22 protein-coding genes are annotated in these 22908 nt (G+C 59.7%); 7 read left to right on the top strand and 15 right to left on the bottom strand.

Annotated features, from left to right (window positions below; genetic code table 11):
• Positions 1-134 precede the first annotated feature (134 nt).
• The 4 genes from glpD to AC0IYH_RS20860 form a co-directional block, all read right to left on the bottom strand.
• Complete coding sequence (gene glpD, locus AC0IYH_RS20875) at positions 135-1673, bottom strand: glycerol-3-phosphate dehydrogenase (protein WP_471835998.1); 1539 nt, start codon at positions 1671-1673, stop codon at positions 135-137.
• 268 nt (positions 1674-1941) lie between these two features.
• Positions 1942-2697 carry a DeoR/GlpR family transcriptional regulator gene (locus tag AC0IYH_RS20870; RefSeq protein WP_017526345.1) on the bottom strand — a complete coding sequence of 252 codons (756 nt, stop codon included), beginning with the start codon at positions 2695-2697 and terminating at the stop codon, positions 1942-1944.
• 83 nt (positions 2698-2780) lie between these two features.
• Positions 2781-4286: a glycerol kinase GlpK gene (glpK, locus tag AC0IYH_RS20865; RefSeq protein WP_116628480.1), complete on the bottom strand. Its 1506-nt coding sequence runs from the start codon at positions 4284-4286 to the stop codon at positions 2781-2783.
• Between the two features lie 75 nt (positions 4287-4361).
• A complete protein-coding gene (locus tag AC0IYH_RS20860) occupies positions 4362-5219 on the bottom strand; it encodes an MIP/aquaporin family protein (RefSeq protein WP_101267008.1) in 858 nt (285 codons plus the stop codon).
• A gap of 326 nt (positions 5220-5545) precedes the next feature.
• On the opposite strand from AC0IYH_RS20860, the gene ybaK reads away from it, so the two are divergent.
• The gene (gene ybaK / locus AC0IYH_RS20855) at positions 5546-6016 is read left to right on the top strand and encodes a Cys-tRNA(Pro) deacylase (protein ID WP_116628479.1); all 471 of its coding nucleotides are present in this window, start codon (positions 5546-5548) and stop codon (positions 6014-6016) included.
• Between the two features lie 140 nt (positions 6017-6156).
• On the opposite strand, the gene AC0IYH_RS20850 is transcribed toward ybaK, so the two are convergent.
• Both AC0IYH_RS20850 and argF read right to left on the bottom strand, forming a co-directional pair.
• Positions 6157-7266 (bottom strand): ABC transporter ATP-binding protein, encoded by a 1110-nt coding sequence (locus tag AC0IYH_RS20850; RefSeq protein ID WP_116628478.1) that lies wholly within the window; start codon positions 7264-7266, stop codon positions 6157-6159.
• Complete coding sequence (gene argF, locus AC0IYH_RS20845) at positions 7263-8183, bottom strand: ornithine carbamoyltransferase (RefSeq protein ID WP_116628477.1); 921 nt, start codon at positions 8181-8183, stop codon at positions 7263-7265. Before argF ends, AC0IYH_RS20850 begins: the two co-directional genes overlap by 4 nt.
• Before the next feature lie 437 nt (positions 8184-8620).
• Here argF and AC0IYH_RS20840 point away from each other — a divergent pair, with 437 nt between their 5' ends.
• Together AC0IYH_RS20840 and grxD are read left to right on the top strand one after the other, a co-directional pair.
• On the top strand, positions 8621-10729 hold the full coding sequence (locus tag AC0IYH_RS20840; protein WP_471835995.1) for a molybdopterin oxidoreductase family protein: 2109 nt from the start codon (positions 8621-8623) through the stop codon (positions 10727-10729).
• 84 nt (positions 10730-10813) lie between these two features.
• A complete protein-coding gene (gene grxD, locus AC0IYH_RS20835; RefSeq protein WP_116628475.1) occupies positions 10814-11152 on the top strand; it encodes a Grx4 family monothiol glutaredoxin in 339 nt (112 codons plus the stop codon).
• A 70-nt stretch (positions 11153-11222) separates the two neighbouring features.
• Here grxD and bfr read toward each other — a convergent pair whose 3' ends face one another.
• Positions 11223-11693 carry a bacterioferritin gene (bfr, locus tag AC0IYH_RS20830; protein WP_012722487.1) on the bottom strand — a complete coding sequence of 157 codons (471 nt, stop codon included), beginning with the start codon at positions 11691-11693 and terminating at the stop codon, positions 11223-11225.
• A 201-nt stretch (positions 11694-11894) separates the two neighbouring features.
• The gene (locus AC0IYH_RS20825; RefSeq protein WP_010564137.1) at positions 11895-12113 is read right to left on the bottom strand and encodes a bacterioferritin-associated ferredoxin; all 219 of its coding nucleotides are present in this window, start codon (positions 12111-12113) and stop codon (positions 11895-11897) included.
• 244 nt (positions 12114-12357) lie between these two features.
• Between AC0IYH_RS20825 and AC0IYH_RS20820 the strand changes: the two genes are divergently transcribed.
• Positions 12358-12960: a peroxiredoxin gene (locus AC0IYH_RS20820; RefSeq protein WP_003172097.1), complete on the top strand. Its 603-nt coding sequence runs from the start codon at positions 12358-12360 to the stop codon at positions 12958-12960.
• Between the two features lie 67 nt (positions 12961-13027).
• Here the strand turns inward: AC0IYH_RS20820 and rnt are convergent, their stop codons facing one another.
• Both rnt and pyrC read right to left on the bottom strand, forming a co-directional pair.
• The gene (gene rnt / locus AC0IYH_RS20815) at positions 13028-13702 is read right to left on the bottom strand and encodes a ribonuclease T (protein ID WP_116628474.1); all 675 of its coding nucleotides are present in this window, start codon (positions 13700-13702) and stop codon (positions 13028-13030) included.
• Positions 13699-14745 carry a dihydroorotase gene (pyrC, locus tag AC0IYH_RS20810; protein ID WP_116628473.1) on the bottom strand — a complete coding sequence of 349 codons (1047 nt, stop codon included), beginning with the start codon at positions 14743-14745 and terminating at the stop codon, positions 13699-13701. Before pyrC ends, rnt begins: the two co-directional genes overlap by 4 nt.
• Before the next feature lie 156 nt (positions 14746-14901).
• Between pyrC and AC0IYH_RS20805 the strand changes: the two genes are divergently transcribed.
• From AC0IYH_RS20805 to AC0IYH_RS20795, 3 genes are all read left to right on the top strand, one after another.
• Positions 14902-15810 carry a flagellar protein MotY gene (locus AC0IYH_RS20805; protein WP_471835992.1) on the top strand — a complete coding sequence of 303 codons (909 nt, stop codon included), beginning with the start codon at positions 14902-14904 and terminating at the stop codon, positions 15808-15810.
• Between the two features lie 129 nt (positions 15811-15939).
• Positions 15940-17157 carry an argininosuccinate synthase gene (locus tag AC0IYH_RS20800; RefSeq protein ID WP_116628471.1) on the top strand — a complete coding sequence of 406 codons (1218 nt, stop codon included), beginning with the start codon at positions 15940-15942 and terminating at the stop codon, positions 17155-17157.
• Between the two features lie 613 nt (positions 17158-17770).
• A complete protein-coding gene (locus tag AC0IYH_RS20795) occupies positions 17771-18403 on the top strand; it encodes a response regulator transcription factor (protein ID WP_034096139.1) in 633 nt (210 codons plus the stop codon).
• A 71-nt stretch (positions 18404-18474) separates the two neighbouring features.
• On the opposite strand, the gene AC0IYH_RS20790 is transcribed toward AC0IYH_RS20795, so the two are convergent.
• The 5 genes from AC0IYH_RS20790 to metG all read right to left on the bottom strand — a co-directional run bounded on the left by AC0IYH_RS20790 (position 18475) and on the right by metG (position 22872).
• The gene (locus AC0IYH_RS20790) at positions 18475-18657 is read right to left on the bottom strand and encodes a PA3496 family putative envelope integrity protein (protein ID WP_116628470.1); all 183 of its coding nucleotides are present in this window, start codon (positions 18655-18657) and stop codon (positions 18475-18477) included.
• Positions 18658-18763: 106 nt separating this feature from the next.
• Positions 18764-19402, bottom strand: coding sequence for an endonuclease III (gene nth, locus AC0IYH_RS20785; RefSeq protein WP_116628469.1), 639 nt, complete (start codon positions 19400-19402; stop codon positions 18764-18766).
• Between the two features lie 83 nt (positions 19403-19485).
• A complete protein-coding gene (gene rsxB / locus AC0IYH_RS20780) occupies positions 19486-20451 on the bottom strand; it encodes an electron transport complex subunit RsxB (RefSeq protein ID WP_471835990.1) in 966 nt (321 codons plus the stop codon).
• Positions 20448-20717, bottom strand: a complete 270-nt coding sequence (locus tag AC0IYH_RS20775; RefSeq protein WP_471835988.1) for a hypothetical protein — start codon at positions 20715-20717, stop codon at positions 20448-20450. Before AC0IYH_RS20775 ends, rsxB begins: the two co-directional genes overlap by 4 nt.
• A 103-nt stretch (positions 20718-20820) precedes the next feature.
• Complete coding sequence (gene metG / locus AC0IYH_RS20770) at positions 20821-22872, bottom strand: methionine--tRNA ligase (protein ID WP_116628466.1); 2052 nt, start codon at positions 22870-22872, stop codon at positions 20821-20823.
• Positions 22873-22908 lie beyond the last annotated feature (36 nt).

The following is a 22908-nucleotide window of genomic DNA, read 5'->3' as shown; positions in this document are numbered from 1 at the left end:
CTCCGCCTTTTTCCCGTATCCATTGAATCCTCCTGAAGATCGGTCAGAAGGTGTAAACCTTATTCAGGACGGGACAAATATGCAAAAAAAGCCCCTGGGCCTTTCGGCGCAGGGGCTTTTTTACGACAGATCGGTCAGGCCGCCTGGATCTTGCTGCGGTTCTGCTCAACCTTGGACAGATAACGTTGTACGTTTTCCTGTTCTTGCGGCGTGGTGAACAGACCGAGCTTGGTACGACGCCACAGCACGTCCTGGGGTTGGGTCGCCCATTCTTCAGCGCACAGGTAATCAACCTCACGGGTGTACAGGCCACCGCCCAGGTGGTCACCCAGGTCGGCCAGCGATTGCACGCCTTCCAGCAGGCGCCAGGTGCGGCTGCCGTAGGTGGTGGACCAGCGGCGCGCGATCTCGCTCGGCACCCAGTCGAATTTGTTGCGAATGGCGTCGGCCAGGGCTTGCGGCGTGGTCATGTCTTCGCCGCCCGGCAGGCTGGCGGTGGCAGTCCAGCTTGGGCGCATCTGGGTGAAATACGGCGCCAGTTGCGCCATCGCCGATTCGGCCAGCTTGCGATAGGTGGTCAGCTTGCCGCCGAACACCGACAGGATCGGCGCCTCGCCATTCGCGCCGGACAGCGCCAGGGTGTAGTCACGGGTGATGGCCGAGGGGTTGTCCGACTCGTCATTGCACAGCGGGCGTACACCGGAATAGGTGTGCACGATGTCGTCGCGGCTCAGCTGCTTCTTGAAGTGCGCGTTGACCACCTTGAGCATGTAGTCGGTTTCACCTTCGGTGATCGCAACTGCAGCCGGGTCGCCGGTGTATTCGCGGTCGGTGGTGCCGATGATCGTCAGGTGGTCCAGGTACGGAATGGTGAAGACGATGCGCTGGTCTTCGTTCTGCAGGATGTGCGCGTGGGCGCCTTCGTACAGGCGCGGCACGATCAGGTGGCTGCCCTGGATCAGGCGGATGCCGTAGGGCGAGGTCAGCTTGAGGTCGTCCTTGATGAACTTGGCGACCCACGGGCCGGCCGCGTTCACCAGCGCGCGGGCACGGATCGAGAACAGGCTGCCATCGGCACGTTCCATGTTCATTTCCCACATGCCGTTGCTGCGGTGTGCGCTGATGCAACGGGTCTGGGTGTGAATGTGCGCGCCTTTTTCGCGCGCGGCCATGGCGTTGAGTACCACCAGGCGGGCGTCGTCGACCCAGCAATCGGAGTATTCGAAGCCTTTGGTGATTTCGCTTTTGAGCGGGCTGTCGGCGCCGAACTTGAGGCTTTTGGAGCCTTCGAGTTTTTCGCGCTTGCCCAGGTGGTCATACAGGAACAGGCCGGCACGAATCATCCACGCCGGGCGCAGGTGCGGGCGGTGTGGCAGCACGAAGCGCATTTGCTTGACGATGTGCGGCGCCTTGGCCAGCAGCACTTCGCGTTCGGCCAGGGCTTCGCGCACCAGGCGGAATTCGTAATGTTCGAGGTAACGCAGGCCGCCGTGGATCAGCTTGCTGCTGGCGGAAGAGGTATGGCTGGCCAGGTCGTCCTTTTCACAAAGGAATACCGACAAACCGCGCCCGGCTGCGTCTGCTGCAATGCCGACGCCATTGATCCCGCCACCGATTACGGCAACGTCATAGACTTCGGCAAGCGGTGGAGCAGGCAAGGTAGAGGGGTTCATCGGCTGGCCTCGCGATCTTTTTCGTATTGGAATTCGAACATTAATGTTCATTTGCGAAAATGGTAGCTGATAAATGCGCGCGCAGCCAGCCGACTTCGATTGAAAATACTCATCGAAGGGTGGGGAAAGGAAGAATTGTGAACATGGGCTGGGGGGGGGGCAGATAGATTGCTATCGGGGGCAAGTCGAATCGTCGCACCGCCCCTCCCACAGGTTGATCGCATTCCAATGTGGGAGGTGCTTGCCCCCGATAGCGGTGGTGCGGGCGCTAAACGACTTCCAGCCGAACCTTATGCTCATTCAACAACTGCACCAACGCCGGCACCGGCTGCTGATCGGTCACTAAACAATCCACCAGACTGATCGGCCCCAAGCGAATCATGGCGTTGCGCCCGAACTTGCTCGAATCCGCCGCCAGGATCACCTGCCGCGCATTGGCGATGATCGCCTGGGAAACCCGGACTTCCTGGTAGTCGAAGTCGAGCAGGCTGCCGTCTTCGTCGATGCCGCTGATACCCACCAGGGCGAAATCGACCTTGAACTGGTTGATAAAGTCGACACTCGCCTGGCCCACCACGCCGCCGTCACGCCGCACGTTGCCGCCGGTGAGGAGCACGTCGAAGTCGTCCTTGGCGCTGAGCATGGTGGCGACGTTGAGGTTGTTGGTGATGATTTTCAGATGATTGTGATTCAGCAACGCACGCGCGATGGATTCGGTGGTGGTGCCGATATTGATGAACAGCGAGGCGTGATCGGGGATCTGAGCGGCGATGGCTTCGCCGATGCGTTGTTTCTCGTCGCGCATCTGGTCGGCACGCATGGCGTACGCGGTGTTTTCAACACTGGAGTCATAGGCCGCGCCGCCGTGGTAGCGGCGCAGCAGATTGGCGTCCGCCAGCTGGTTGATATCGCGGCGGATGGTTTGCGGGGTGACAACGAATAACTGCGCCATTTCCTCGATACTGACGTAGCCGCGTTCGCGCACCAGTTCGAGGATTTGTTGTTGGCGGGGAGGCAGATTCATGGGGCGTCCTTTGGGCTGCCATACAAAAGTGGCCCATGATGACGCAGGAATCCGCTCCCTGCCAGTTACAACCCGACGTTGGCTTATTCAGCGCCTTCGTGCGGCTCCCAGTCGCGGGTGCGGCTGACCGCTTTTTGCCAGCCGGCGTAGAGCTTCTCTTTGGCCGCTTCATCCAGTTGCGGTTCGAATTCGCGCTCGATCACCGCCTTGCCGCGCAGCTCGTCCAGGCTGCCCCAGAACCCGCAGGCCAGGCCGGCCAGGTAGGCTGCGCCGAGTGCGGTGGTTTCGCGCATTTGCGGGCGCTCGACCTGGGTGCCGAGGATATCGGCCTGGAATTGCATCAGGAAGTTGTTGGCTACCGCGCCGCCGTCCACACGCAGGGCCTTGAGGCGTTCGCCGGAATCCTGCTGCATGGCGTCGAGTACGTCGCGAGTCTGGTAGGCAATCGACTCCAGGGCTGCACGAATAATGTGATCCACGCGTACGCCACGGGTGAGGCCGAACAGCGCGCCACGCGCATACGGGTCCCAGTACGGCGCGCCCAGGCCGGTGAAGGCGGGTACCAGGTACACGCCGTTGCTGTCCTTGACCTTGCCGGCGAAGTATTCGGTGTCGGTCGCGTCGGCGATGATTTTCAGCTCGTCACGCAGCCATTGCACGGTGGAGCCACCGTTGAATACGGCGCCTTCCAAGGCGTAGGCCACTTCGCCACGCGGGCCGCAGGCGATGGTGGTGAGCATGCCGTGCTTGGATTTGACCGCCTTGTCGCCGGTGTTCATCAGCAGGAAGCAGCCGGTACCGTAGGTGTTCTTGGCCTGGCCGGCTTCCACGCACATCTGGCCGAACAGCGCCGCTTGCTGGTCACCGGCGATACCGCCGATGGCGATGCCACTTTTGGTACGGCCGTAGATTTCCGACGAGGACTTCACTTGCGGCAGCATTTCGCGCGGCACGTCGAGAATCTCCAGCATCTTCGCATCCCACTCCAGGGTGTGGATGTTGAAGAGCATGGTGCGCGAGGCGTTGGTGTAGTCGGTAACGTGGGTTTTGCCGCCGGTAAATTTCCAGATCAGCCAGCTGTCGATGGTGCCGAACAGCAGTTCGCCATTGCGCGCACGCTCACGGCTGCCTTCGACGTTATCGAGGATCCACTTGAGCTTGGTGCCGGAGAAGTACGGGTCGGTGACCAGGCCAGTGGCGTCGTTGATGTATTGCTCGTGGCCGTCGCGCTTGAGCTGCTGGCAGATCTCGGTGCTGCGGCGGCACTGCCAGACGATGGCGTTGTAGATCGGGCGGCCGGTGACCTTGTCCCAGACCACGGTGGTTTCACGCTGGTTGGTGATACCGATGGCCGCGACCTGGTCATGGTGCAGGCCGGCTTGAGCCAGCGCCTCGACCATCACCGCGCTCTGGGTGGCGAAAATTTCCATCGGGTCATGTTCAACCCAGCCGGCCTGCGGGTAGTGCTGAGTGAATTCACGCTGGGCGGTGCAGACCACGTTGGCGTCACGATCAAAGATGATCGCGCGGGAACTGGTGGTGCCCTGATCGAGGGCAATGATGTAGTTCTTATTCTGAATGTCGGTCATGTCGATTGCCTTGGACGAAATAAGGAAGTCAGAAATCAGCCTGGGCCGCGAAGGGCAGGGGCCAGGCTGGCGCTATCAGGAAATACGGGTCTTGCCGTTGACAGCCGTGTCAGGTGTTTCATCCGTTGTGGCAGGTGCGGCGCTCGGCAGATGGCGGGCAATCAGCCCGCGATAGGCCGCAGCACCGAGGCATGCGCCGACAATCGGCGCGAAAATCGGAACCAGGAAGTAGGGAATATCGCGACCGCCGGTAAAGGCCATTTCACCCCAGCCAGCGAAAAAGGTCATCAGCTTGGGGCCGAAATCCCGCGCCGGGTTCATCGCAAAGCCGGTCAGCGGGCCCATGGCGCTGCCGATCACCGCGATCAGCAAACCGATCAACAGTGGAGCAAGCGGGCCGCGTGGCAGGCCGTTGTTGTCATCGGTGAGGGCCATGATCACGCCCATCAGGATGGCGGTGATGACCATCTCGACCAGAAACGCCTGGGCGGTGCTCAGCAGCGCATGGGGGTAGGTGGAGAACACCGAGGCCAATTCCAGGCTGGCTTGCGAACCGCGCACCATATGGTGGGTTTGTTCGTAATCGAAAAACAGATTGCTGTAGAGCGTGTACACCAAAGCCGCCGAGCAGAAGGCGCCGGCGATCTGGGCGAGGATATAGAACGGCAGTTTGCGCTTTTCGAAGTCGGCAAAAATGCACAGGGCGATACTTACTGCCGGGTTGAGGTGGGCCCCGGATATACCGGCGCTCAGGTAGATCGCCATGCTCACGCCGACGCCCCAGATGATACTGATTTCCCACAAGCCAAAGCTGGCACCCGCGACCTTGAGCGCGGCAACACATCCGGTACCAAAGAAGATCAGCAGCGCAGTCCCCAGGAATTCGGCCATGCATTGGCTCGAAAGTGAAGGCTGTTGAAGAGCAGTTGTCATGGAAAACCTCAGTTGTTGTTCTTGTCTGGCGATTGGCCTCAACGGGCCTTGCGCGATTTTCACCGTGGCGGGGATCCCCATCTCCGAAACGGCTTACTGCTCAAATACTGTAGCCCTATTCCCACAGTATTCGGAAACGAAAAAATATAGACAAGAATCACGGCTGTCAAAGGTCGAAAGTGAACCGTCAGTCACTTTCCAACTATTGGTCTGGTGAATGATCACGCTTCTCTCATTAAACCTTCACCGCTGCACGCGCCGCACTAGAGCGTTTTGCAGGGGCTTGGCCTAGAATTGGCCATCTGTTCGCCACGCCCGGAGACGCTATGACCCCCGCTTTGGATCTGTTGAAAAAAGTTCGCGCCGAACATCGCGTCCACAGTTATGAGCACGACCCCAAGGCGGCCTCGTATGGGCTGGAGGCCGCAGAGAAATTGGGCCTCGACCCGGCGCAGGTATTCAAGACCCTGCTGGCCTGCAGTGAAAAGGGCGAATTATTGGTGGCGGTGGTGCCGGTCGTCGGAAGTCTGGACTTGAAAGCGCTGGCGCAGGCAGCGGGCGTGAAAAAAGCCGAGATGGCCGACCCTGCGGCGGCGCAGCGTTCCACCGGTTATCTGCTGGGGGGGATCAGCCCATTGGGGCAGAAGAAGCGGTTGCGCACGTTTATCGATGTTACGGCGCAACAGTTTGCGACGATTCATGTGAGTGCGGGGAGGAGGGGCTTGGAGGTGGAGCTGCCGGCAGCGGTGCTGGCGGAACATACCCAGGCCAAGTTCGCAGAAATTGGTCGGGTGTGACGCTTACTTGAGGCACATGAAATCCAGTGTGGGAGGGGGCTTGCACCCGATGACGGTTTATCAGTCAGCTTGTCTATAACTGACCCGCCGCTATCGGGGGCAAGCCCCCTCCCACATAGGTTCTGTGTGTTTTCAGATAATCAGTTGGCCGGACTGTAGCGCCGCACGCCAGATTCGGTTTGGGGAATCTGCGCAGCCGTGCTGCCCGACGCCTGGAACAGCACCAGATGCTCAGCCGCCACCCGAATCCCCACCTCCGCTCCCACCTGATGATCCGCGTGGCTGGGGAAAATCGACTCCAGCTGTGCACCCGTCGGCAGTTGCAAACGGTACAGGGTCGAGGCGCCGAGGAAGGTCTTGCCGACGATCCGCGCCTTCAACGCGCTGTCCGGGGCATAAACAATGTCATCCGGGCGCAGCAATACATCCACCGCGCCACCGGTAGGCCAGGTGTAGGCGCGGTTGCCACGCAGGTCACCCAGCTCGGTATTTACTGACTCCGGTGAACTCAATTGGCCACGGATGAAATAGCCCTGGCCAATAAAACTGGCCACATAAGGCGTCTGCGGTTCGTGATACAGGTTGTAGGGCGTGTCCCACTGCTCAAGCCGGCCTTCCTTGAACACACCGACCTGATCGCTCACGGCAAACGCTTCTTCCTGATCATGGGTGACCAGGATCGCGCTGGTGCCGCGGGCCTTGAGGATGTCGCGCACCTCATGGCTGAGCTTGCGGCGCAGCTCGCCATCAAGGTTGGAGAACGGCTCATCCAGCAACAGCAATTGCGGCTCCGGCGCGAGCGCGCGGGCCAGGGCGACGCGCTGTTGCTGGCCGCCGGAGAGCTCGTGGGGGAAGCGCTTGCCCAGGTTTTTCAGGTTGACCAGTTCCAGCAGTTCGGCGACCACGCGATCCTTTTGCGGATGCTTACGGATGCCGAAGGCGATGTTGTCGGCCACGCTGAGGTGCGGAAACAGCGCGTAGTCCTGAAACACCATGCCGATGCGACGTTTCTCCGGTGCCAGGGTGAAACCGGCGCTGGAGATGACTTCACCGGCCAGGCTGATTTCACCTTCGTGCACCGGCTCGAACCCGGCAATTGCGCGCAGGGTGGTGGTTTTGCCACAGCCCGAGGAGCCCAGCAGGCAACCGATGTCGCCGGCATTGAGGTGCAGGTTGAGGTTCTGCACCACCCGTTGATCTTGATAGCCGCATGCCAGGTTGCGCAGGTTCAGCAGTAATGGCTGGCTCATGCGTGATGGTACGAAGGCGGTACAAGGAATTCGAGCAGGGCCTTCTGTGCGTGCAGACGGTTTTCCGCCTGGTCCCACGCCACCGAACGCTCGTCGTCGAGCAGGTCTTGGCTGATCTCTTCGCCACGGTGGGCCGGCAGGCAGTGCATGAACAGCACGTCCGGTGCGGCCAGGTCGAGCAGGGCGCGCGTGACCTGGTAGGGCGCGAACAGGGCCAGGCGCTTGGCGGTTTCTTCTTCCTGGCCCATGGAGGTCCACACATCGGTGCTGACCAGGTGTGCGCCGATCACTGCGTCACGCGGGTCGCGTACCAGGGTCACGCGGTCACCGGCCTGTGCGAGGAAACGCGCGTCAGGCTCATAGCCTTCAGGGCAGGCGACGCGCAGTTGGAAGTCAAACTGGATCGCCGCTTCTATATAGCTGTTGCACATGTTGTTGCCGTCGCCGATCCAGGCCACGGTCTTGCCCTGGATCGAGCCGCGGTGTTCGAGGAAGGTTTGCATGTCGGCCAGCAACTGGCACGGGTGAAGGTCATCGGACAGGCCGTTGATCACCGGTACCCGGGAGTTGGCGGAAAATTCGGTCACGGTGCTGTGGGCGAAGGTGCGGATCATCACCGCATCGAGCATGCGCGACATCACGCGGGCGGCGTCGGCAATCGGCTCACCACGGCCCAGTTGGGTGTCGCGCGAAGACAGGAAGATGGCTTGGCCACCCAGTTGGATCATGCCGGCTTCGAAGGACACGCGGGTGCGGGTCGACGACTTCTCGAAAATCATCCCGAGCACGCGGTTTTTCAAAGGCTCGAACAGTACGCCGCGGTTACGCAGGTCTTTAAGCTCAATGCCTCGACGGATCACGCTGACCAGCTCTTCGGGCGTGCAATCCATCAGGGAGAGAAAGTGCCTTGCGCTCATCATTAACTACCTTTTTGCAACAGACCGCAGATACTCAAAGCCTTGTTTATTGTGACAACGGGCGAGACCTGCGGCGAAAGCCGCACGGGGCGACGAAATAGGGGAAGGCGCGATATTGACATTAAATGTCGCGTCTTACCAATAGGGCTACGTTTTTAGGGGTGTTCAAGAAGGGCGCCTGAGCGCTTTTGAAGACGATTTCCTGACAGCAGCGGGCCATTTGTACACTGGCGTTGCAACCTTTTGCAATGCGCGGGGGCGGGGCCTGGCCAGCCTGTGTCGGTTTCAGTGGCTGTGGGCGAGGTTTTTGAAACATTTGCTCACGCTTGGCCATGGCCGGGCCTGATGCACGTCGATTCACGGGACGAACGTTGCTGGTGCCCGCGTTGGCCTCGGCCCATAGTGAGGCCAACAAAGCCCCTATAAAGAGACTGGCCATGACCAAGACTCTCCACCACCGTGCCTGCCATCTGTGTGAAGCCATCTGCGGCCTGACCCTGGAAACCACCCAAGCCGAAGACGGCAGCCTGGCGATCACCTCGATCAAGGGCGATGCGCTGGACACCTTCAGCCGCGGGCATATCTGCCCCAAGGCCGTAGCGCTGCAGGATATCCAGAATGACCCGGACCGCCTGCACCAGCCCATGCTGCGCGTGGGCAGCGAATGGCAGCCGATCCCGTGGGAAGACGCCTTTAAGCGGGTAGCCGAACGCCTGGCGGCCATTCAGACGCGGCATGGGCAGAATGCGGTGGGGGTGTATCAAGGCAACCCCAGCGTGCATAACTATGGGCTGATGACCCACAGCAACTATTTCCTCGGCCAACTCAAGACACGCAACCGGTTTTCCGCCACGTCGGTTGACCAGTTGCCCCATCACCTCACCAGCCACTTGATGTACGGGCACGGGCTGCTGCTGCCGATCCCGGACATCGACCACACCGACTTCATGCTGATCCTGGGCGGCAACCCGTTGGCGTCCAACGGCAGCATCATGACCGTGCCCGATGTGGAGAAGCGCCTCAAGGCCATCCAGGCCCGTGGCGGCAAAGTGGTAGTGGTCGACCCACGCCGCAGCGAGACGGCGGCGATGGCTGACCAACACCTGTTCGTAAGGCCTGGCGGGGATGCAGCATTGCTGTTCGGGCTGCTCAACACCTTGTTCAGTGAGAACCTGACCCGCGACAGCCACCTGCCGGTCGAAGGCCTGGACGATGTGCGCGCCGCCATCGCCGGCTTTACCGCCGAGGCCATGAGCCGCCAATGCGCGGTGCCTGCCGAGCAGATCCGCCAACTGGCGCGGGACTTTGCCGCCGCCGACAAGGCTGTGTGTTATGGGCGCATGGGCGTGTCGACCCAGGCGTTCGGCACGCTGTGTCATTGGTTGGTGCAGTTGATCAACCTGGTGACCGGCAACCTCGACCGGGTGGGCGGCGCCTTGTGCACCACGCCGGCGGTAGACCTGGTGGCGTCGACCGGCGGCGGGCATTTCAATCGCTGGCAAAGCCGGGTTTCCGGGCGCCCGGAGTATGGCGGCGAGTTGCCGGTGTCGGCTTTGGCTGAAGAAATGTTGACCGACGGCGATGGGCAAATCCGCGCGCTGGTGACGGTGGCGGGCAACCCGGTGTTGTCGACGCCCAACGGTCGCCAATTGGAACAGGCGCTGGATGGCCTGGAGTTCATGGTCAGTATCGACTTGTATATCAACGAGACCACGCGTTACGCCGACCTGATCCTGCCGTCCACCTCGGCGCTGGAAAACGACCACTACGACACCACGTTCAATATGTTCGCCGTGCGCAACGTCACCCGTTTCAACCGAGCGATCCTGCCCAAGCCTGCGGGTGCGCTGCATGACTGGGAGATTTTTGTCGGTTTGGCCAAGGCTTTTGCAGCGCAGACCGGCGCTACGCTCAAGCCGACGATGCCGCCTGCGCAGATGATCGATTTCGGGCTGCGCGCCGGGGTGTATGGCGACGCGTCCACGCACAAGCTGTCGGTGGCGATGCTGGCGGATCACCCCCATGGCGTCGACCTCGGGCCGCTGAAGCCCAACCTCGCGGCGCGCTTGAAAACCGCCGATGGCAAAGTGCAGGCAGCGCCGGCGGTGATCCTCGCCGACCTGGAGCGGTTTGCCGCGCAGCCGGTACCCTCAGCGGACGAACTGTTACTGATCGGTCGTCGTCATGTGCGCAGCAATAATTCCTGGATGCATAACTATCATCGCCTGGTGAAGGGCAAGCCTCGCCACCAATTGCTGATGCATCCCGACGACCTGGCCAGCCGCCAGTTGAGCGACGGCCAGCGCGTGCGGGTGAGTTCGCGCATCGGCATGATCGAGGTGGAAGTACTGGCCAGCCTGGACATGATGCCTGGCGTGGTCAGCCTGCCGCATGGCTGGGGCCATGGTCGCCCGGGCGTGCAGATGACCATCGCCAGCGGGCAGCCGGGGGCGAGTGCGAATGACTTGACCGACGAGCGGCAATTGGACGAATTGTCTGGAAACGCCGCGCTCAATGGCGTGCCGGTGCAGGTTGCCGCCGCATAAGCCCTGAGCACCGCGCTGGAATTTTGCGTTACAATGCGCCACCGTGCCGACCTGTGAGTCGCAAAGTTCCAGCCGAGGTGTTCCATGGATATCATCGAAACGATCAAAGAGCAGATTGCTGCCAACACCATTCTGCTTTACATGAAGGGCGCCCCGAACGCTCCTCAGTGCGGTTTCTCCGCGAAGGCTTCCCAGGCCATCATGGCGTGTGGCGAGAAATTCGCTTACGTGGATATCCTGCAAAACCCGGAAATTCGCGCCAACCTGCCCAAGTACGCCAACTGGCCAACTTTCCCACAACTGTGGGTAGCCGGGGAGCTGGTCGGCGGTAGCGACATCATCACCGAGATGGCTGCTGATGGTTCGTTGCAGGCGCTGATCAAAGATGCAGCAGCCAACGCGGCGGCCAAGACCGACGCTTGATTCGCTGGCATTAAAAAGCCCCGCTCTCTTACGAGAAGCGGGGCTTTTTTGTGGCCGGTAGAACTACGGGTTATTCGCCCATCTGCGATTGCAGGTAGTTCTCCAGGCTGACCTTGTCGATCAGGCCCAGTTGGGTTTCCAGCCAGTCGATGTGCTCTTCCTGATCTTCCAGGATGTCTTCCAGCAACTCACGGCTGCCGAAGTCGCCCTTGGTTTCGCAGTGGGCGATGGCGGCCTTAAGGTCGCTGTGGCTCTTGCGTTCAAAGCCCAGGTCGCTGCTGATCATTTCCTGTGTGTGCTCGCCGATGTTCAGCTTGCCCAGGTCCTGCACGTTCGGCAGGCCTTCCAGGAACAGGATGCGCTTGATGAGCGCGTCGGCGTCCTTCATGGCTTTGATGGATTCTTTGTATTCACGCTTGCCCAGCTTTTCCAGGCCCCAATCGTCGTACATGCGTGCATGCAGAAAGTACTGATTGATCGCGACCAGTTCATTGGCAAGGATTTTGTTGAGTTGCTGGATGACTGAGATGTCGCCTTTCATGACTGGGGTCCTGCCCTGTAATAGCTGTGTATAAGGCGGAGTTTGAGCGGCGAATTCCTTAGTGTCAAACCTAAGTTATTGAATAATAAATGAAAATTAATCGGAATAAGAATGTTTGTGTTCCGCGTCTTGGCGCTAACTAATTGAATTGCGGGCATAAAAAAACCGGACACTAAGTCCGGTTCTTTAAAACACGCCAATTTAAGCGTGTGTAAATTCTGCTGAATAGGGGAGCGCGGCCTGGGCTGTCTGCAGCTGCGTCAGGGTTTCCCGTACCACTTGCTTGGCCAGGCAAGCACATTTGCCACACTGGCTGGCAACGCCGGTGGTTTCACGCACTTCCTTGTAGCTGCAGCAACCTTCATAGATTGCTTCGCGGATTTGTCCGTCGGTGACGCCAGTACAGAGGCACACATACATAAGGGAGAACCGTCGCGGGTTTAAGGCTTAAGTGCGATGGATCTTAATGTTAACGAGAATGATTGTCAAAGTAGATTCGTAAGGTATTCGCAGCTATGCCCCTCCCACTGACGAACGGTTTTTTCAGTGTATGATGGTCGGTCTTCACGAAGCGTGACTGCGTCACAGGGCTGTCGCTTAAGCGCGGCAGACTCGAAGCCGGTCCTTTTACTTCAATCGTCACCCCTACATCAGGAGATACCCAATGAGCGTACTCGTCGGCAAACAAGCCCCGGATTTCGACGTACCTGCCGTCCTCGGCAATGGCGAAATCGTAGACAGCTTCAAACTGTCCGAAGCCATCAAAGGCAAATACGGCCTGGTTTTCTTCTACCCGCTGGACTTCACCTTCGTCTGCCCGTCGGAGCTGATCGCTCTGGACCACCGCATGGACGATTTCAAGGCGCGTAACGTTGAAGTGGTAGCCGTTTCCATCGACTCCCATTTCACCCACAACGCCTGGCGCAACACCGCCATCAACGATGGCGGCATCGGCAAAGTCAAATACACCATGGCTGCCGATATGAAGCACGACATCGCCAAGGCCTACGACGTAGAGTCCGAAGGCGGCGTGGCCTTCCGTGGCGCGTTCCTGATCGACGACAAGGGCGTTGTCCGCTCGCAGATCATCAACGACCTGCCGCTGGGCCGTAACATGGAAGAGCTGATCCGCCTGGTCGACGCCCTGCAATTCCACGAAGAGCACGGCGAAGTCTGCCCTGCCAACTGGAAAAAAGGCGACAAAGGCATGAACGCTTCGCCAGAAGGCGTTGCGGCTTACCTGACCGAGAACGCTGGCAAGCTGTAAGCCAGGTTCGAGGTACAAAAAAACCGGCCTGTGAGGGCCGGTTTTTTTATGCTTGGGGTTTGACCTTTCAGTCGCCGAAGTCTTCCCAGCCGCCCATCTGCTTCCAGCGGTTGACGATGCCGCAGAACAGCTCGGCGGTCTTCTCGGTGTCGTAGCGCGCCGAGTGGGCTTCACGCCCGTCAAAGTCGATACCGGCCGCCTGGCACGCTTTGGCCAATACTGTTTGACCGTAAGCCAGGCCCGCGAGGGTAGCGGTGTCGAAGCTGGAGAACGGGTGGAACGGATTGCGCTTCATGTCCAGCCGCGTCACGGCGGCATTCAGGAAGCCCAGATCGAAGCTGCTGTTGTGGCCCACCAGGATCGCGCGTTTGCAGCCATTGGCCTTCAACGCCTTGCGTACGCCACGGAAGATATCGGTCAGCGCCGCTTCTTCACTCACCGCCATGCGCAGCGGGTGATCGAGCTTGATCCCGGTGAACTCCAGGGCTGCTGCTTCGATATTCGCGCCTTCAAACGGCTCGACGCGGAAGAAGTGAGTGTGTTCCGGGTACACAAAACCCTGTTCATCCATGCCGATGGTCGTCGCGGCAATTTCCAGCAACGCATCGGTGGCGCAGTTGAAACCACCGGTTTCTACGTCGATAACGACCGGCAAGTAGCCGCGGAAACGTTCGGCCATCGGATGGCGCGAACCGCCGCCACCGCCGTGTTCCTGGTCGTCGTCGTAATGGTCTTCACTCACTTGCTTTCCTCCAGCAGGCGCCAGCGCAGTGTTTCACCGGCGCGCAGCGGGATAACAGTCAGCTCGCCAAACGGCAGGCTGGCAGGGGCGGTCCAGTCTTCACGGACCAGGGTAATGCGATCGGTGTTCGCCGGCAGGCCGTAGAAACGCGGGCCGTTGAGGCTGGCGAAACCTTCGAGCTTGTCCAGGGCGTTGCGCGATTCGAACGCTTCGGCATACAGCTCGATGGCGGCATAGGCGGTGTAGCAACCGGCACAACCACACGCAGCTTCCTTGGCGTGCTGGGCGTGGGGCGCCGAGTCGGTGCCGAGGAAAAACTTGGGGCTGCCGCTGGTGGCGGCGTCCAGCAAGGCCACCTGGTGGGTGTTGCGCTTGAGGATCGGCAGGCAATAGAAGTGCGGCCGAATCCCGCCCACCAGCATGTGGTTGCGGTTATAGAGCAGGTGATGCGCGGTGATGGTCGCGCCCACATTGGCCGAAGCCTCGGTGACGAACTGCACCGCATCGGCCGTGGTGATGTGTTCGAACACCACCTTGAGGGTCGGGAACAGCTCGACCACGCGGCGCATGTGCTCGTCGATGAAGATCTTCTCGCGATCGAATACGTCCACATCGCCACGGGTGACTTCACCGTGGATCAACAGCGGCATGCCGACTTCAGCCATGGCTTCGATGGCCGGCAGGATCTTGTCGATACTGGTCACGCCGGAATCGGAGTTGGTGGTCGCGCCGGCCGGGTACAGCTTGGCGGCATGCACAAAGCCGCTGGCCTTGGCCTCACGGATTTCTTCAGGTTGGGTACGGTCGGTGAGGTAGAGCACCATCAACGGTTCGAAGCGGCTGCCGGCCGGGCGCGCAGCGAGAATGCGCTGGCGATAGGCGTCGGCTTGCGCGGCATTTCGCACCGGAGGTACCAGGTTGGGCATGATAATCGCGCGGCCAAACGTGCGCGCTACATCGGCCACGGTTTGGGGTAACGCAGCACCATCGCGAAGATGAATATGCCAGTCGTCGGGACGCAGCAGGGTCAGGCGGTCGGACATTGGGGATTCCAGGCGGGTCAATCTGGTGGGAATGCTACCGGAAAAGACTCTTGCAGGCACTCGCTATCAAGTTTTGCCGGATGCATCCGATAGCCTTTTGTATGCCTTATCGATGTATGACGCTTTGAAGTGTTGTAGAAACCAGTGGAGCCTCCCGTGCGCCAGCATTATCTAGCCCTGCTCAGTGTGTTCGCCAGCCTGCCTGCGATGGCCCTCACGTTCCAGACACGTCTGGAGAATATTGAGTGGAAGGTGGAAGGCGACCAGTTCGAGTGCCGCCTTACCCAGCCGATCACCGATTTCGGCTCGGGTGAGTTCGTGCGCCGGGCCGGTGAGCAGGCGACTTTTCGTCTGAAAGCCTACAACGGCGCGCTGGGCGCGGGCTCGGCCACCTTGTTGGCGGCGGCTGCGCCGTGGCAGCCGGGGCGAGGGGATATCAACCTCGGTGCCGTGCGTGCCGGCAGTGGCGATGTGCTCTTTAATAGCTCTCAGGCCCAGGCCGGGCGTTTGTTCAGCGGCTTGCTCGAAGGGCGCAGCCCGACGGTACGGCATTACGGGCGCGAAGGCGGGTACTCGGAAATCCGTTTGTTGCCGGTGAAATTCAACAAGGCCTTCAACGACTATCAGCTGTGCACCACCAAGCTATTGCCGATGAATTACGATCAGGTCAAACAGACCGAAGTCGGCTTCCCCGGTGGCGGTATCGAGCTGGATGCGGCGGCCAAACAGAAGTTGTCGGTGATTCTGGCGTACATGAAGGCTGATCCTACGGTTAACCATATCGAGTTGAACGGCCATTCGGACAACAGCGGCAATCGCCTGAGCAACCGTGATGTGTCGCGCCGGCGCGCGTTGGCGGTGATGGACTACCTCAAGGCCAATGGCATAGAAGAGTCGCAGATCACCATGCGTTTCCATGGTGAAAGCTACCCGTTGGCGCCTAACACCAATGCAGCCAACCGCGCCCGCAACCGCCGCGTGAATATCCAGCTTGAACGGGTGGCTGCCCCCGAGAAACCGGCGCCCCAGGCTGCCGCTCCGAGCAACCCGGCGCACACCGCGTAAACGGCGGCCATCGGTCGCCCGTTCGACATAATCTGTCGCTTTATCTTCATTTGCTGTCGCGCCCCTGTAAATTCACGGTTTTGGTCGGTAGAATCGACGGCTTTCCGTACAACCCCGTGGAGTGATGGCATGGCCGACGTAAACAAGGTCGTTCTCGCGTATTCCGGCGGCCTGGACACTTCGGTGATCCTCAAGTGGCTGCAGGATACTTATAACTGTGAAGTGGTGACCTTCACCGCTGACCTGGGTCAGGGCGAAGAGGTCGAACCTGCACGTGCCAAGGCGCAAGCCATGGGCGTGAAAGAGATCTACATTGACGACCTGCGCGAAGAGTTCGTCCGCGATTTCGTTTTCCCGATGTTTCGCGCCAACACCGTCTACGAAGGCGAGTACCTGCTGGGTACTTCCATCGCACGTCCGCTGATCGCCAAGCGCCTGATCGAAATCGCCAACGAAACCGGTGCCGACGCCATTTCCCATGGCGCCACCGGCAAAGGCAACGACCAGGTGCGTTTCGAACTCGGTGCCTACGCCCTCAAGCCAGGCGTTAAAGTGATTGCTCCTTGGCGCGAGTGGGACCTGCTGTCCCGTGAAAAGCTGATGGATTACGCTGAAAAGCACGCCATCCCGATCGAGCGTCACGGCAAGAAGAAGTCCCCGTACTCAATGGACGCCAACTTGCTGCACATCTCCTATGAAGGCGGCGTGCTGGAAGACACCTGGACCGAGCACGAAGAAGACATGTGGAAATGGACCGTCTCCCCGGAGAACGCTCCAGACAAGCCTCAGTACCTGGAACTGACCTACCGCAACGGCGACATCGTCGCGCTGGACGGCGTCGACATGACCCCGGCCACCGTGCTGGCGACCCTGAACCGTATCGGCGGTGAACACGGTATCGGCCGTCTCGACATCGTTGAGAACCGTTACGTGGGCATGAAGTCCCGTGGCTGCTACGAAACCCCAGGCGGCACCATCATGCTGCGCGCCCACCGTGCTATCGAGTCCATCACCCTGGACCGCGAAGTGGCTCACCTCAAAGATGAGTTGATGCCCAAGTACGCCAGCCTGATCTACACCGGCTACTGGTGGAGCCCGGAGCGTCTGATGCTGCAACAGATGATCGATGCCTCCCAGGCCCACGTGAACGGCGTTGTGCGCCTGAAGCTGTACAAGGGCAACGTGATCGTGACCGGTCGCAAGTCCGATGAGTCGCTGTTCGACGCCAACATCGCCACCTTTGAAGAAGATGGCGGCGCCTACAACCAGGCCGACGCAGCGGGCTTTATCAAGTTGAATGCACTGCGCATGCGCATTGCGGCCAACAAGGGCCGTAAGTTGTTCTGAGTGCTCCGGTGATGTGAAAAATGGCCCCTTTTTCAAGGGGCCATTTTTTTTGCCTGTATATAAGGCTTGATGCTTCTGATGTTTATCAATGTTTAAAGTCGTTGAGGCTCGGATGCTCAGAAGTAGAGTGCTTGATGCAGTTGTTCTTTACACGCCTGAATGAATTATTTACACCTGATCAGGAACTATGTCTTACAGAAAATTCACACAAGAAAGTGTTATGTGAATATGGATTGTTGAAAGTTCTGTAGGAAATCAGGAGTGTAAATAGGTATGTCAAATGGAACTGAAATAATCGGGTTATTTTGGCCGGCCCGCCCGGGTGGAAGTCGCAGGCAAGGGACGTTTCCTGAAACTTGTGTGCGCTATGGTTACCATCACCCCCTTATTTGTTGGATATTTCATTCAAAATATGTGCGGCCCCGGAAAGATCTGAAAGGCTCCATAAAACTCGAAACATCTGAGTTAGCGTTTTTTTGTAGGTTAATTCCTAGCTGCTTGTGGGTTGCGTCTCTGCTTGCTCTTACTTGGGGGGGAACGCTATGCCAACTAGGAAACGACTAGGCTATTGTGTTTGCTCTGAATAATTCGAACAGCGAAATTGGACTTTCTCATGAATAAAGTGCTGATCGTGGATGATCATCCCGTCATTCGTCTTGCTGTGCGCATGCTTATGGAACGTCATGGTTATGAGGTCGTTGCCGAGACCGATAACGGTGTCGATGCGTTGCAACTCGCGCGGGAGCATATGCCGGACATTGTCATACTGGATATTGGAATTCCCAAGCTCGACGGGCTGGAAGTTATTTGCCGGCTGTCCTCCACCAAACAGCCGGCGCCGTTCAAGGTGCTGGTGCTCACATCCCAGGCACCTGGTCACTTCTCCATGCGCTGCATGCAGGCGGGCGCCGCCGGCTATGTGTGCAAGCAGCAGGACCTGACCGAGTTGTTGAGTGCCATAAAAGCGGTGCTCTCGGGCTATAGCTATTTTCCGAACCAGGCGCTGAATTCGGTGCGCTCCACCATGGGCAATGCCAGCGAGGCCGATATGGTCGAGCGTCTTTCAGGTCGGGAGATGATGGTGCTGCAACAGTTGGCTCGCGGCAAAACCAACAAGGAGATCGCTGATGGCATGTTCCTCAGTAACAAGACCGTCAGTACCTACAAGACACGTTTGCTGCTCAAGCTCAATGCGCGTTCGTTGGTGGATCTGATCGAGTTGGCCCAACGCAACGGGCTGGTATAGGGAGGGCGTTTACAGCGGCGTCGGCATAAAAAAGCCTCCGTAAGGGAGGCTTCCGGCCGTTACAGGCTCTGTCAGAGGTCGAAGTCGTAGTCGGCCAGCTGTTTTTGCAAGCGTCGCTCTTCCAGAAGATTGTCGATAGTGCGGCGTTTGCTCAAATTGGTCTTGGCTACCTCTGCCACAGGTACTTGCGCCCCATCCTCATCCGACTCAACGAGGTCGTCTTCCACTTCCAGTTGTTCTTTGCCAGTGCTCATAAGGTTCACTCCGGGCTAAGACTGCCGTTGGCGCTCCTTATAACGATAATCCATGGGCGGGTAAAAAAGATTTTTTCAATCGCTTGACCAAAAAACCAATGATCCCTCAATCGTCAGAGGTTTTTTCCTTGTATTCGCACAGGTCCTCGATCCGACAGCTGCCGCAGCGTGGCTTGCGGGCCTGGCAAACGTAGCGTCCGTGAAGGATCAGCCAGTGGTGGGAATCGAGCAGATACGGTTTGGGAACAAACTTCATCAGTTGCCTCTCCACCTCCACCACGTTCTTGCCGCGCGCAATGCCGGTGCGGTTACTGACACGGAAAATATGCGTGTCCACCGCCATGGTCAGCTGTCGGAAGGCAGTGTTGAGCACCACGTTCGCGGTTTTCCGCCCAACGCCGGGGAGGGCTTCCAGGGCTTCGCGGGTTTGTGGCACTTCGCTGCCATGCAGTTCGACCAGCAGGCGGCAGGTCTCGATCACGTTTTTGGCCTTGCTGTTGTACAGGCCAATGGTCTTGATGTACTCCGACAACCCTTCCACACCCAGCGCGTGGATCGCCTCCGGGGTGTTCGCCACGGGGTACAGCTTCGCCGTAGCCTTGTTGACGCCGACGTCCGTGGATTGGGCAGAGAGAATCACCGCAATCAGCAACTCGAACGGGGTGGTATAGGCCAGTTCGGTCTTGGGTTCCGGATTGTCTTCGTGGAGCCTGCGGAAAATTTCCAGGCGTTTGGCGGCGTTCATGGGGCGGTCGGTTCCTTGCAGGCGGTCAATGTGGTTTCGAAGGCAGCGTTGCCAGCCATATGCGTCGCAACGCCGGTTGAGGGTCAACTGCCGACATGGGCGTCCACCTGGCGCTGCGCGGCGTCTAGCTTGTCTTGCGCCTCGGCCAACTGCTGCGGGTTGGCGTGCTGGTCCTGGGCTTTTTTCAATTCGGCGCGGCGCATGGCCAATTGGATCTTGGCGCGCTTGAACTCGGCGGTCGTGCTCGCGGGCAGCGCGGCGCCGGGTGTGGTGGTCACCTCCAGGGCGGCAAGCGCTTGCTCTGCCGCCTCGAATTGCTGCTGCAACACAATCAGCTGCGACTGTTGCTCGAAGGTGGGTGGATGACCAAACGCCTTCAAGGATTTGTGCAGCTGCGCGCGGCTCATGGCCACACCGATTTTGGCTTTCTTGATCGCCGCATCCAGGGCAGCCTGATGGGTGTCCAGCGGTGGCGCTTCTAAGGGAGGCGTGCGCTTGGCCCGCGCCAGGCGTTCGGCAATCTTGTGCTCTTCTTCCCGTTGCAGGCGCGCGTTGCGGTGTTCAAAGCGTCGCCGCGCCCGGTCACGCTTGAGCCCGCGCTCGCGGCGCTCGTGATCATTGGCCGCGAGGCCGCCGACAATCGGCAGCACCATGGGCGACGGGCGCAGCTCGATGCAATCGACCGGGCAGGGCGCCACGCACAGGTCGCAGCCGGTGCATTCGTCAACGATCACCGTGTGCATCAATTTGGCGGCGCCGACAATCGCATCCACCGGGCATGCCTGGATGCATTTGGTGCAACCGATGCATTCGGCCTCGCGGATATACGCAACCTGTGCCGGCGCCTCGCCCCGGCTGGTATCCAGGGCCAGCACCGGCACGTTCAGCAAGTGCGCGAGCCCAGCGATGGTCTCCTGCCCTCCCGGCGGGCACTTGTTGATCGCCTCGCCACGGGCAATACCCTCGGCGTAAGGCTTGCAGCCCGGGTGCCCGCACTTGCCGCATTGGGTCTGCGGCAGCAGTGCGTCGATATGTTGAATCAGGCTCATGCTTTGATCATTGCGTTGAAACCAAGAAAAGCCAGCAGCACCTGCAGGCCGCTGCCAAGACTCAGTGCGGTCATCTGGCTCAATGCCTGATTATCCTGAGTTCCCAGCAGCAACAACCACAGCCTTCCCACTGCATGGCCGGGCCCCAGGGCACGCACCCGTTGGCGAGCACGCGCGGCCAACATCGGGTCGACCGCCAGCGGCATCTGCAACACGAGGTTGCTGATCAAAGCGACGCTGAAGAGAGTGAGGACGATAGCGGTCATGGTCACGCCGGGTTAAGCGAACAGGGCCTGATTATCCGGCAAGCAAGAAGGGGGTACTAGCTGAAAAGCCCTGTCGCCGAAACGACAGGGCTATTTTACACGCTTACTTGATCCGCTGACCCGGCTTGGCGCCGCTGTCAGGGCTCAGCAGGTAGATCTCTTCGCCGCCAGGGCCGGCCGCCATCACCATGCCTTCGGAAATACCGAACTTCATTTTCCGTGGCTTGAGGTTGGCGATCATCATGGTCAGGCGCCCATCGAGCTTGGACGGGTCCGGATACGCGCTCTTGATCCCGGAGAACACGTTGCGTTGCTCGCCGCCCAGATCCAGGGTCAGGCGCAGCAGCTTGTCTGCGCCTTCCACCGCTTCGGCCTTGACGATCAGCGCGACGCGCAGGTCCACGGCAGCAAACGCGTCGAACTCGATTTCTGCAGAGATCGGGTCCTTGGCCAGCTCGCCATTGCCCGCTGGCGCAGCTGAACCGGTGTCGGTCTGGCTGGCGACCAGGTCTTCTTTCGAAGCGTCGGTCATGGCCTGGACTTTCACCGGGTCGATACGCGTCATCAGCGGCTTGAACTCGTTCAGCTGATGGTTGCTGAGCAGTGTGGCGTGGTCATTCCAGGTCAGCGGCGCAACGTTGAGGAACGCTTCGGCATCGGCGGCCAGCAACGGCAGCACCGGCTTGAGGAAGATCACCAACTGGCGGAACAGGTTGACGCCGGTGGCGCAGATCGCCTGGACTTCCGCCTGCTTGCCTTCCTGCTTGTTCAGCGACCACGGCGCCTTGTCGGCGATCCAGGCGTTGGCGCGGTCGGCCAGCCCCATGATCTCGCGCATGGCGCGGGAGAAGTCACGGGCTTCATAGGCGTCGGCAATGCTTGGCGCGGCGGCCAGGAAAGCCTCGGTCAGTTCTGGTGCAGCATTTTCTGCCACCAGCAGCCCGGCGTTGCCTTTTTGGATAAACCCGGCGCAACGGCTGGCGATGTTGACGACTTTGCCTACGAGGTCCGAGTTGACCTTCTGTACGAAGTCTTCCAGGTTCAGATCCAGGTCATCGACGCCACGGCCCAGCTTGGAGGCGTAGTAGTAGCGCAGGTATTCCGGCGACAGGTGGTCCAGGTAGGTGCGCGCCTTGATAAAGGTGCCACGGGACTTGGACATTTTCTGGCCGTTGACGGTGAGGTACCCGTGCACGGCGATGCCGGTTGGCTTGCGGTAGCCCGAACCTTCGAGCATCGCCGGCCAGAACAGCGCGTGGAAGTTGACGATGTCCTTGCCGATGAAGTGGTACAGCTCGGCAGTGGAATCCTTGTTCCAGAACGCGTCGAAGTCCAGCTCCGGCGTGCGGTCACACAGGTTCTTGAAGCTGGCCATGTAGCCGATCGGCGCGTCCAGCCACACGTAGAAATACTTGCCCGGCTCGCCCGGGATCTCGAAGCCGAAGTACGGCGCATCGCGGGAGATGTCCCACTGTTGCAGGCCGGCATCCAGCCACTCGGCGATCTTGTTGGCCACGGCGTCCTGCAGGGTGCCGCTGCGCGTCCAGGTTTGCAGCATCTGCTGGAAATCCGGGAGCTTGAAGAAGAAGTGCTGGGAATCCTTGAGCACCGGAGTGGCGCCGGAGATTGCCGACTTCGGGTCCTTCAAGTCAGTCGGTGCATAGGTTGCACCGCATTTTTCGCAGTTGTCGCCGTACTGGTCTTCGGTGCCGCATTTCGGGCAGGTGCCCTTGATGAAACGGTCGGCCAGGAACATTTTCTTTTCCGGGTCGAAGTACTGGGTGATCGAACGCTGGTCGATATGCCCGGCGTCCTTCAACCGCAGGTAGATCTGGCTCGACAGCTCGCGGTTTTCTTCGGAGTGGGTCGAGTGGAAGTTGTCGAAATCCACCAGGAACTCGGCAAAGTCGGCGCTGTGTTCAGCCTGCACATTGGCGATCAGTTGTTCCGGGGTGATGCCTTCCTTCTCGGCGCGCAGCATGATGGCCGAACCATGGGCGTCGTCCGCGCAGACATAAATGCATTGATTGCCGCGATGCTTCTGGAAGCGCACCCACATATCGGTCTGGATGTACTCAAGCATATGGCCAAGATGGATGGAACCATTGGCATAGGGCAGGGCGCTGGTGACGAGGATCTTGCGTGGCTCGGACATGGGGCTCGGCTACTTGATGAAACGGAGGTCGGCCAC

This window comes from Pseudomonas sp. AC463 (assembly GCF_979253585.1).
This window is presented reverse-complemented; position numbering and strand designations above follow the sequence as displayed.

Excerpts from the sequence above, each read along its gene's own strand:
- grxD (WP_116628475.1), top strand. The coding sequence starts at position 10,814 with ATGGATATCATCGAAACGATCAAAGAGCAGATTGCTGCCAACACCATT.
- AC0IYH_RS20870 (WP_017526345.1), bottom strand. The coding sequence starts at position 2,697 with ATGAATCTGCCTCCCCGCCAACAACAAATCCTCGAACTGGTGCGCGAA.
- AC0IYH_RS20850 (WP_116628478.1), bottom strand. The coding sequence starts at position 7,266 with ATGAGCCAGCCATTACTGCTGAACCTGCGCAACCTGGCATGCGGCTAT.
- AC0IYH_RS20800 (WP_116628471.1), top strand. The coding sequence starts at position 15,940 with ATGGCCGACGTAAACAAGGTCGTTCTCGCGTATTCCGGCGGCCTGGAC.
- pyrC (WP_116628473.1), bottom strand. The coding sequence starts at position 14,745 with ATGTCCGACCGCCTGACCCTGCTGCGTCCCGACGACTGGCATATTCAT.
- metG (WP_116628466.1), bottom strand. The coding sequence starts at position 22,872 with ATGTCCGAGCCACGCAAGATCCTCGTCACCAGCGCCCTGCCCTATGCC.
- AC0IYH_RS20790 (WP_116628470.1), bottom strand. The coding sequence starts at position 18,657 with ATGAGCACTGGCAAAGAACAACTGGAAGTGGAAGACGACCTCGTTGAG.
- ybaK (WP_116628479.1), top strand. The coding sequence starts at position 5,546 with ATGACCCCCGCTTTGGATCTGTTGAAAAAAGTTCGCGCCGAACATCGC.
- glpD (WP_471835998.1), bottom strand. The coding sequence starts at position 1,673 with ATGAACCCCTCTACCTTGCCTGCTCCACCGCTTGCCGAAGTCTATGAC.
- nth (WP_116628469.1), bottom strand. The coding sequence starts at position 19,402 with ATGAACGCCGCCAAACGCCTGGAAATTTTCCGCAGGCTCCACGAAGAC.
- AC0IYH_RS20840 (WP_471835995.1), top strand. The coding sequence starts at position 8,621 with ATGACCAAGACTCTCCACCACCGTGCCTGCCATCTGTGTGAAGCCATC.
- AC0IYH_RS20775 (WP_471835988.1), bottom strand. The coding sequence starts at position 20,717 with ATGACCGCTATCGTCCTCACTCTCTTCAGCGTCGCTTTGATCAGCAAC.
- glpK (WP_116628480.1), bottom strand. The coding sequence starts at position 4,286 with ATGACCGACATTCAGAATAAGAACTACATCATTGCCCTCGATCAGGGC.
- argF (WP_116628477.1), bottom strand. The coding sequence starts at position 8,183 with ATGAGCGCAAGGCACTTTCTCTCCCTGATGGATTGCACGCCCGAAGAG.
- AC0IYH_RS20860 (WP_101267008.1), bottom strand. The coding sequence starts at position 5,219 with ATGACAACTGCTCTTCAACAGCCTTCACTTTCGAGCCAATGCATGGCC.
- AC0IYH_RS20795 (WP_034096139.1), top strand. The coding sequence starts at position 17,771 with ATGAATAAAGTGCTGATCGTGGATGATCATCCCGTCATTCGTCTTGCT.
- bfr (WP_012722487.1), bottom strand. The coding sequence starts at position 11,693 with ATGAAAGGCGACATCTCAGTCATCCAGCAACTCAACAAAATCCTTGCC.
- AC0IYH_RS20825 (WP_010564137.1), bottom strand. The coding sequence starts at position 12,113 with ATGTATGTGTGCCTCTGTACTGGCGTCACCGACGGACAAATCCGCGAA.
- rsxB (WP_471835990.1), bottom strand. The coding sequence starts at position 20,451 with ATGAGCCTGATTCAACATATCGACGCACTGCTGCCGCAGACCCAATGC.
- AC0IYH_RS20820 (WP_003172097.1), top strand. The coding sequence starts at position 12,358 with ATGAGCGTACTCGTCGGCAAACAAGCCCCGGATTTCGACGTACCTGCC.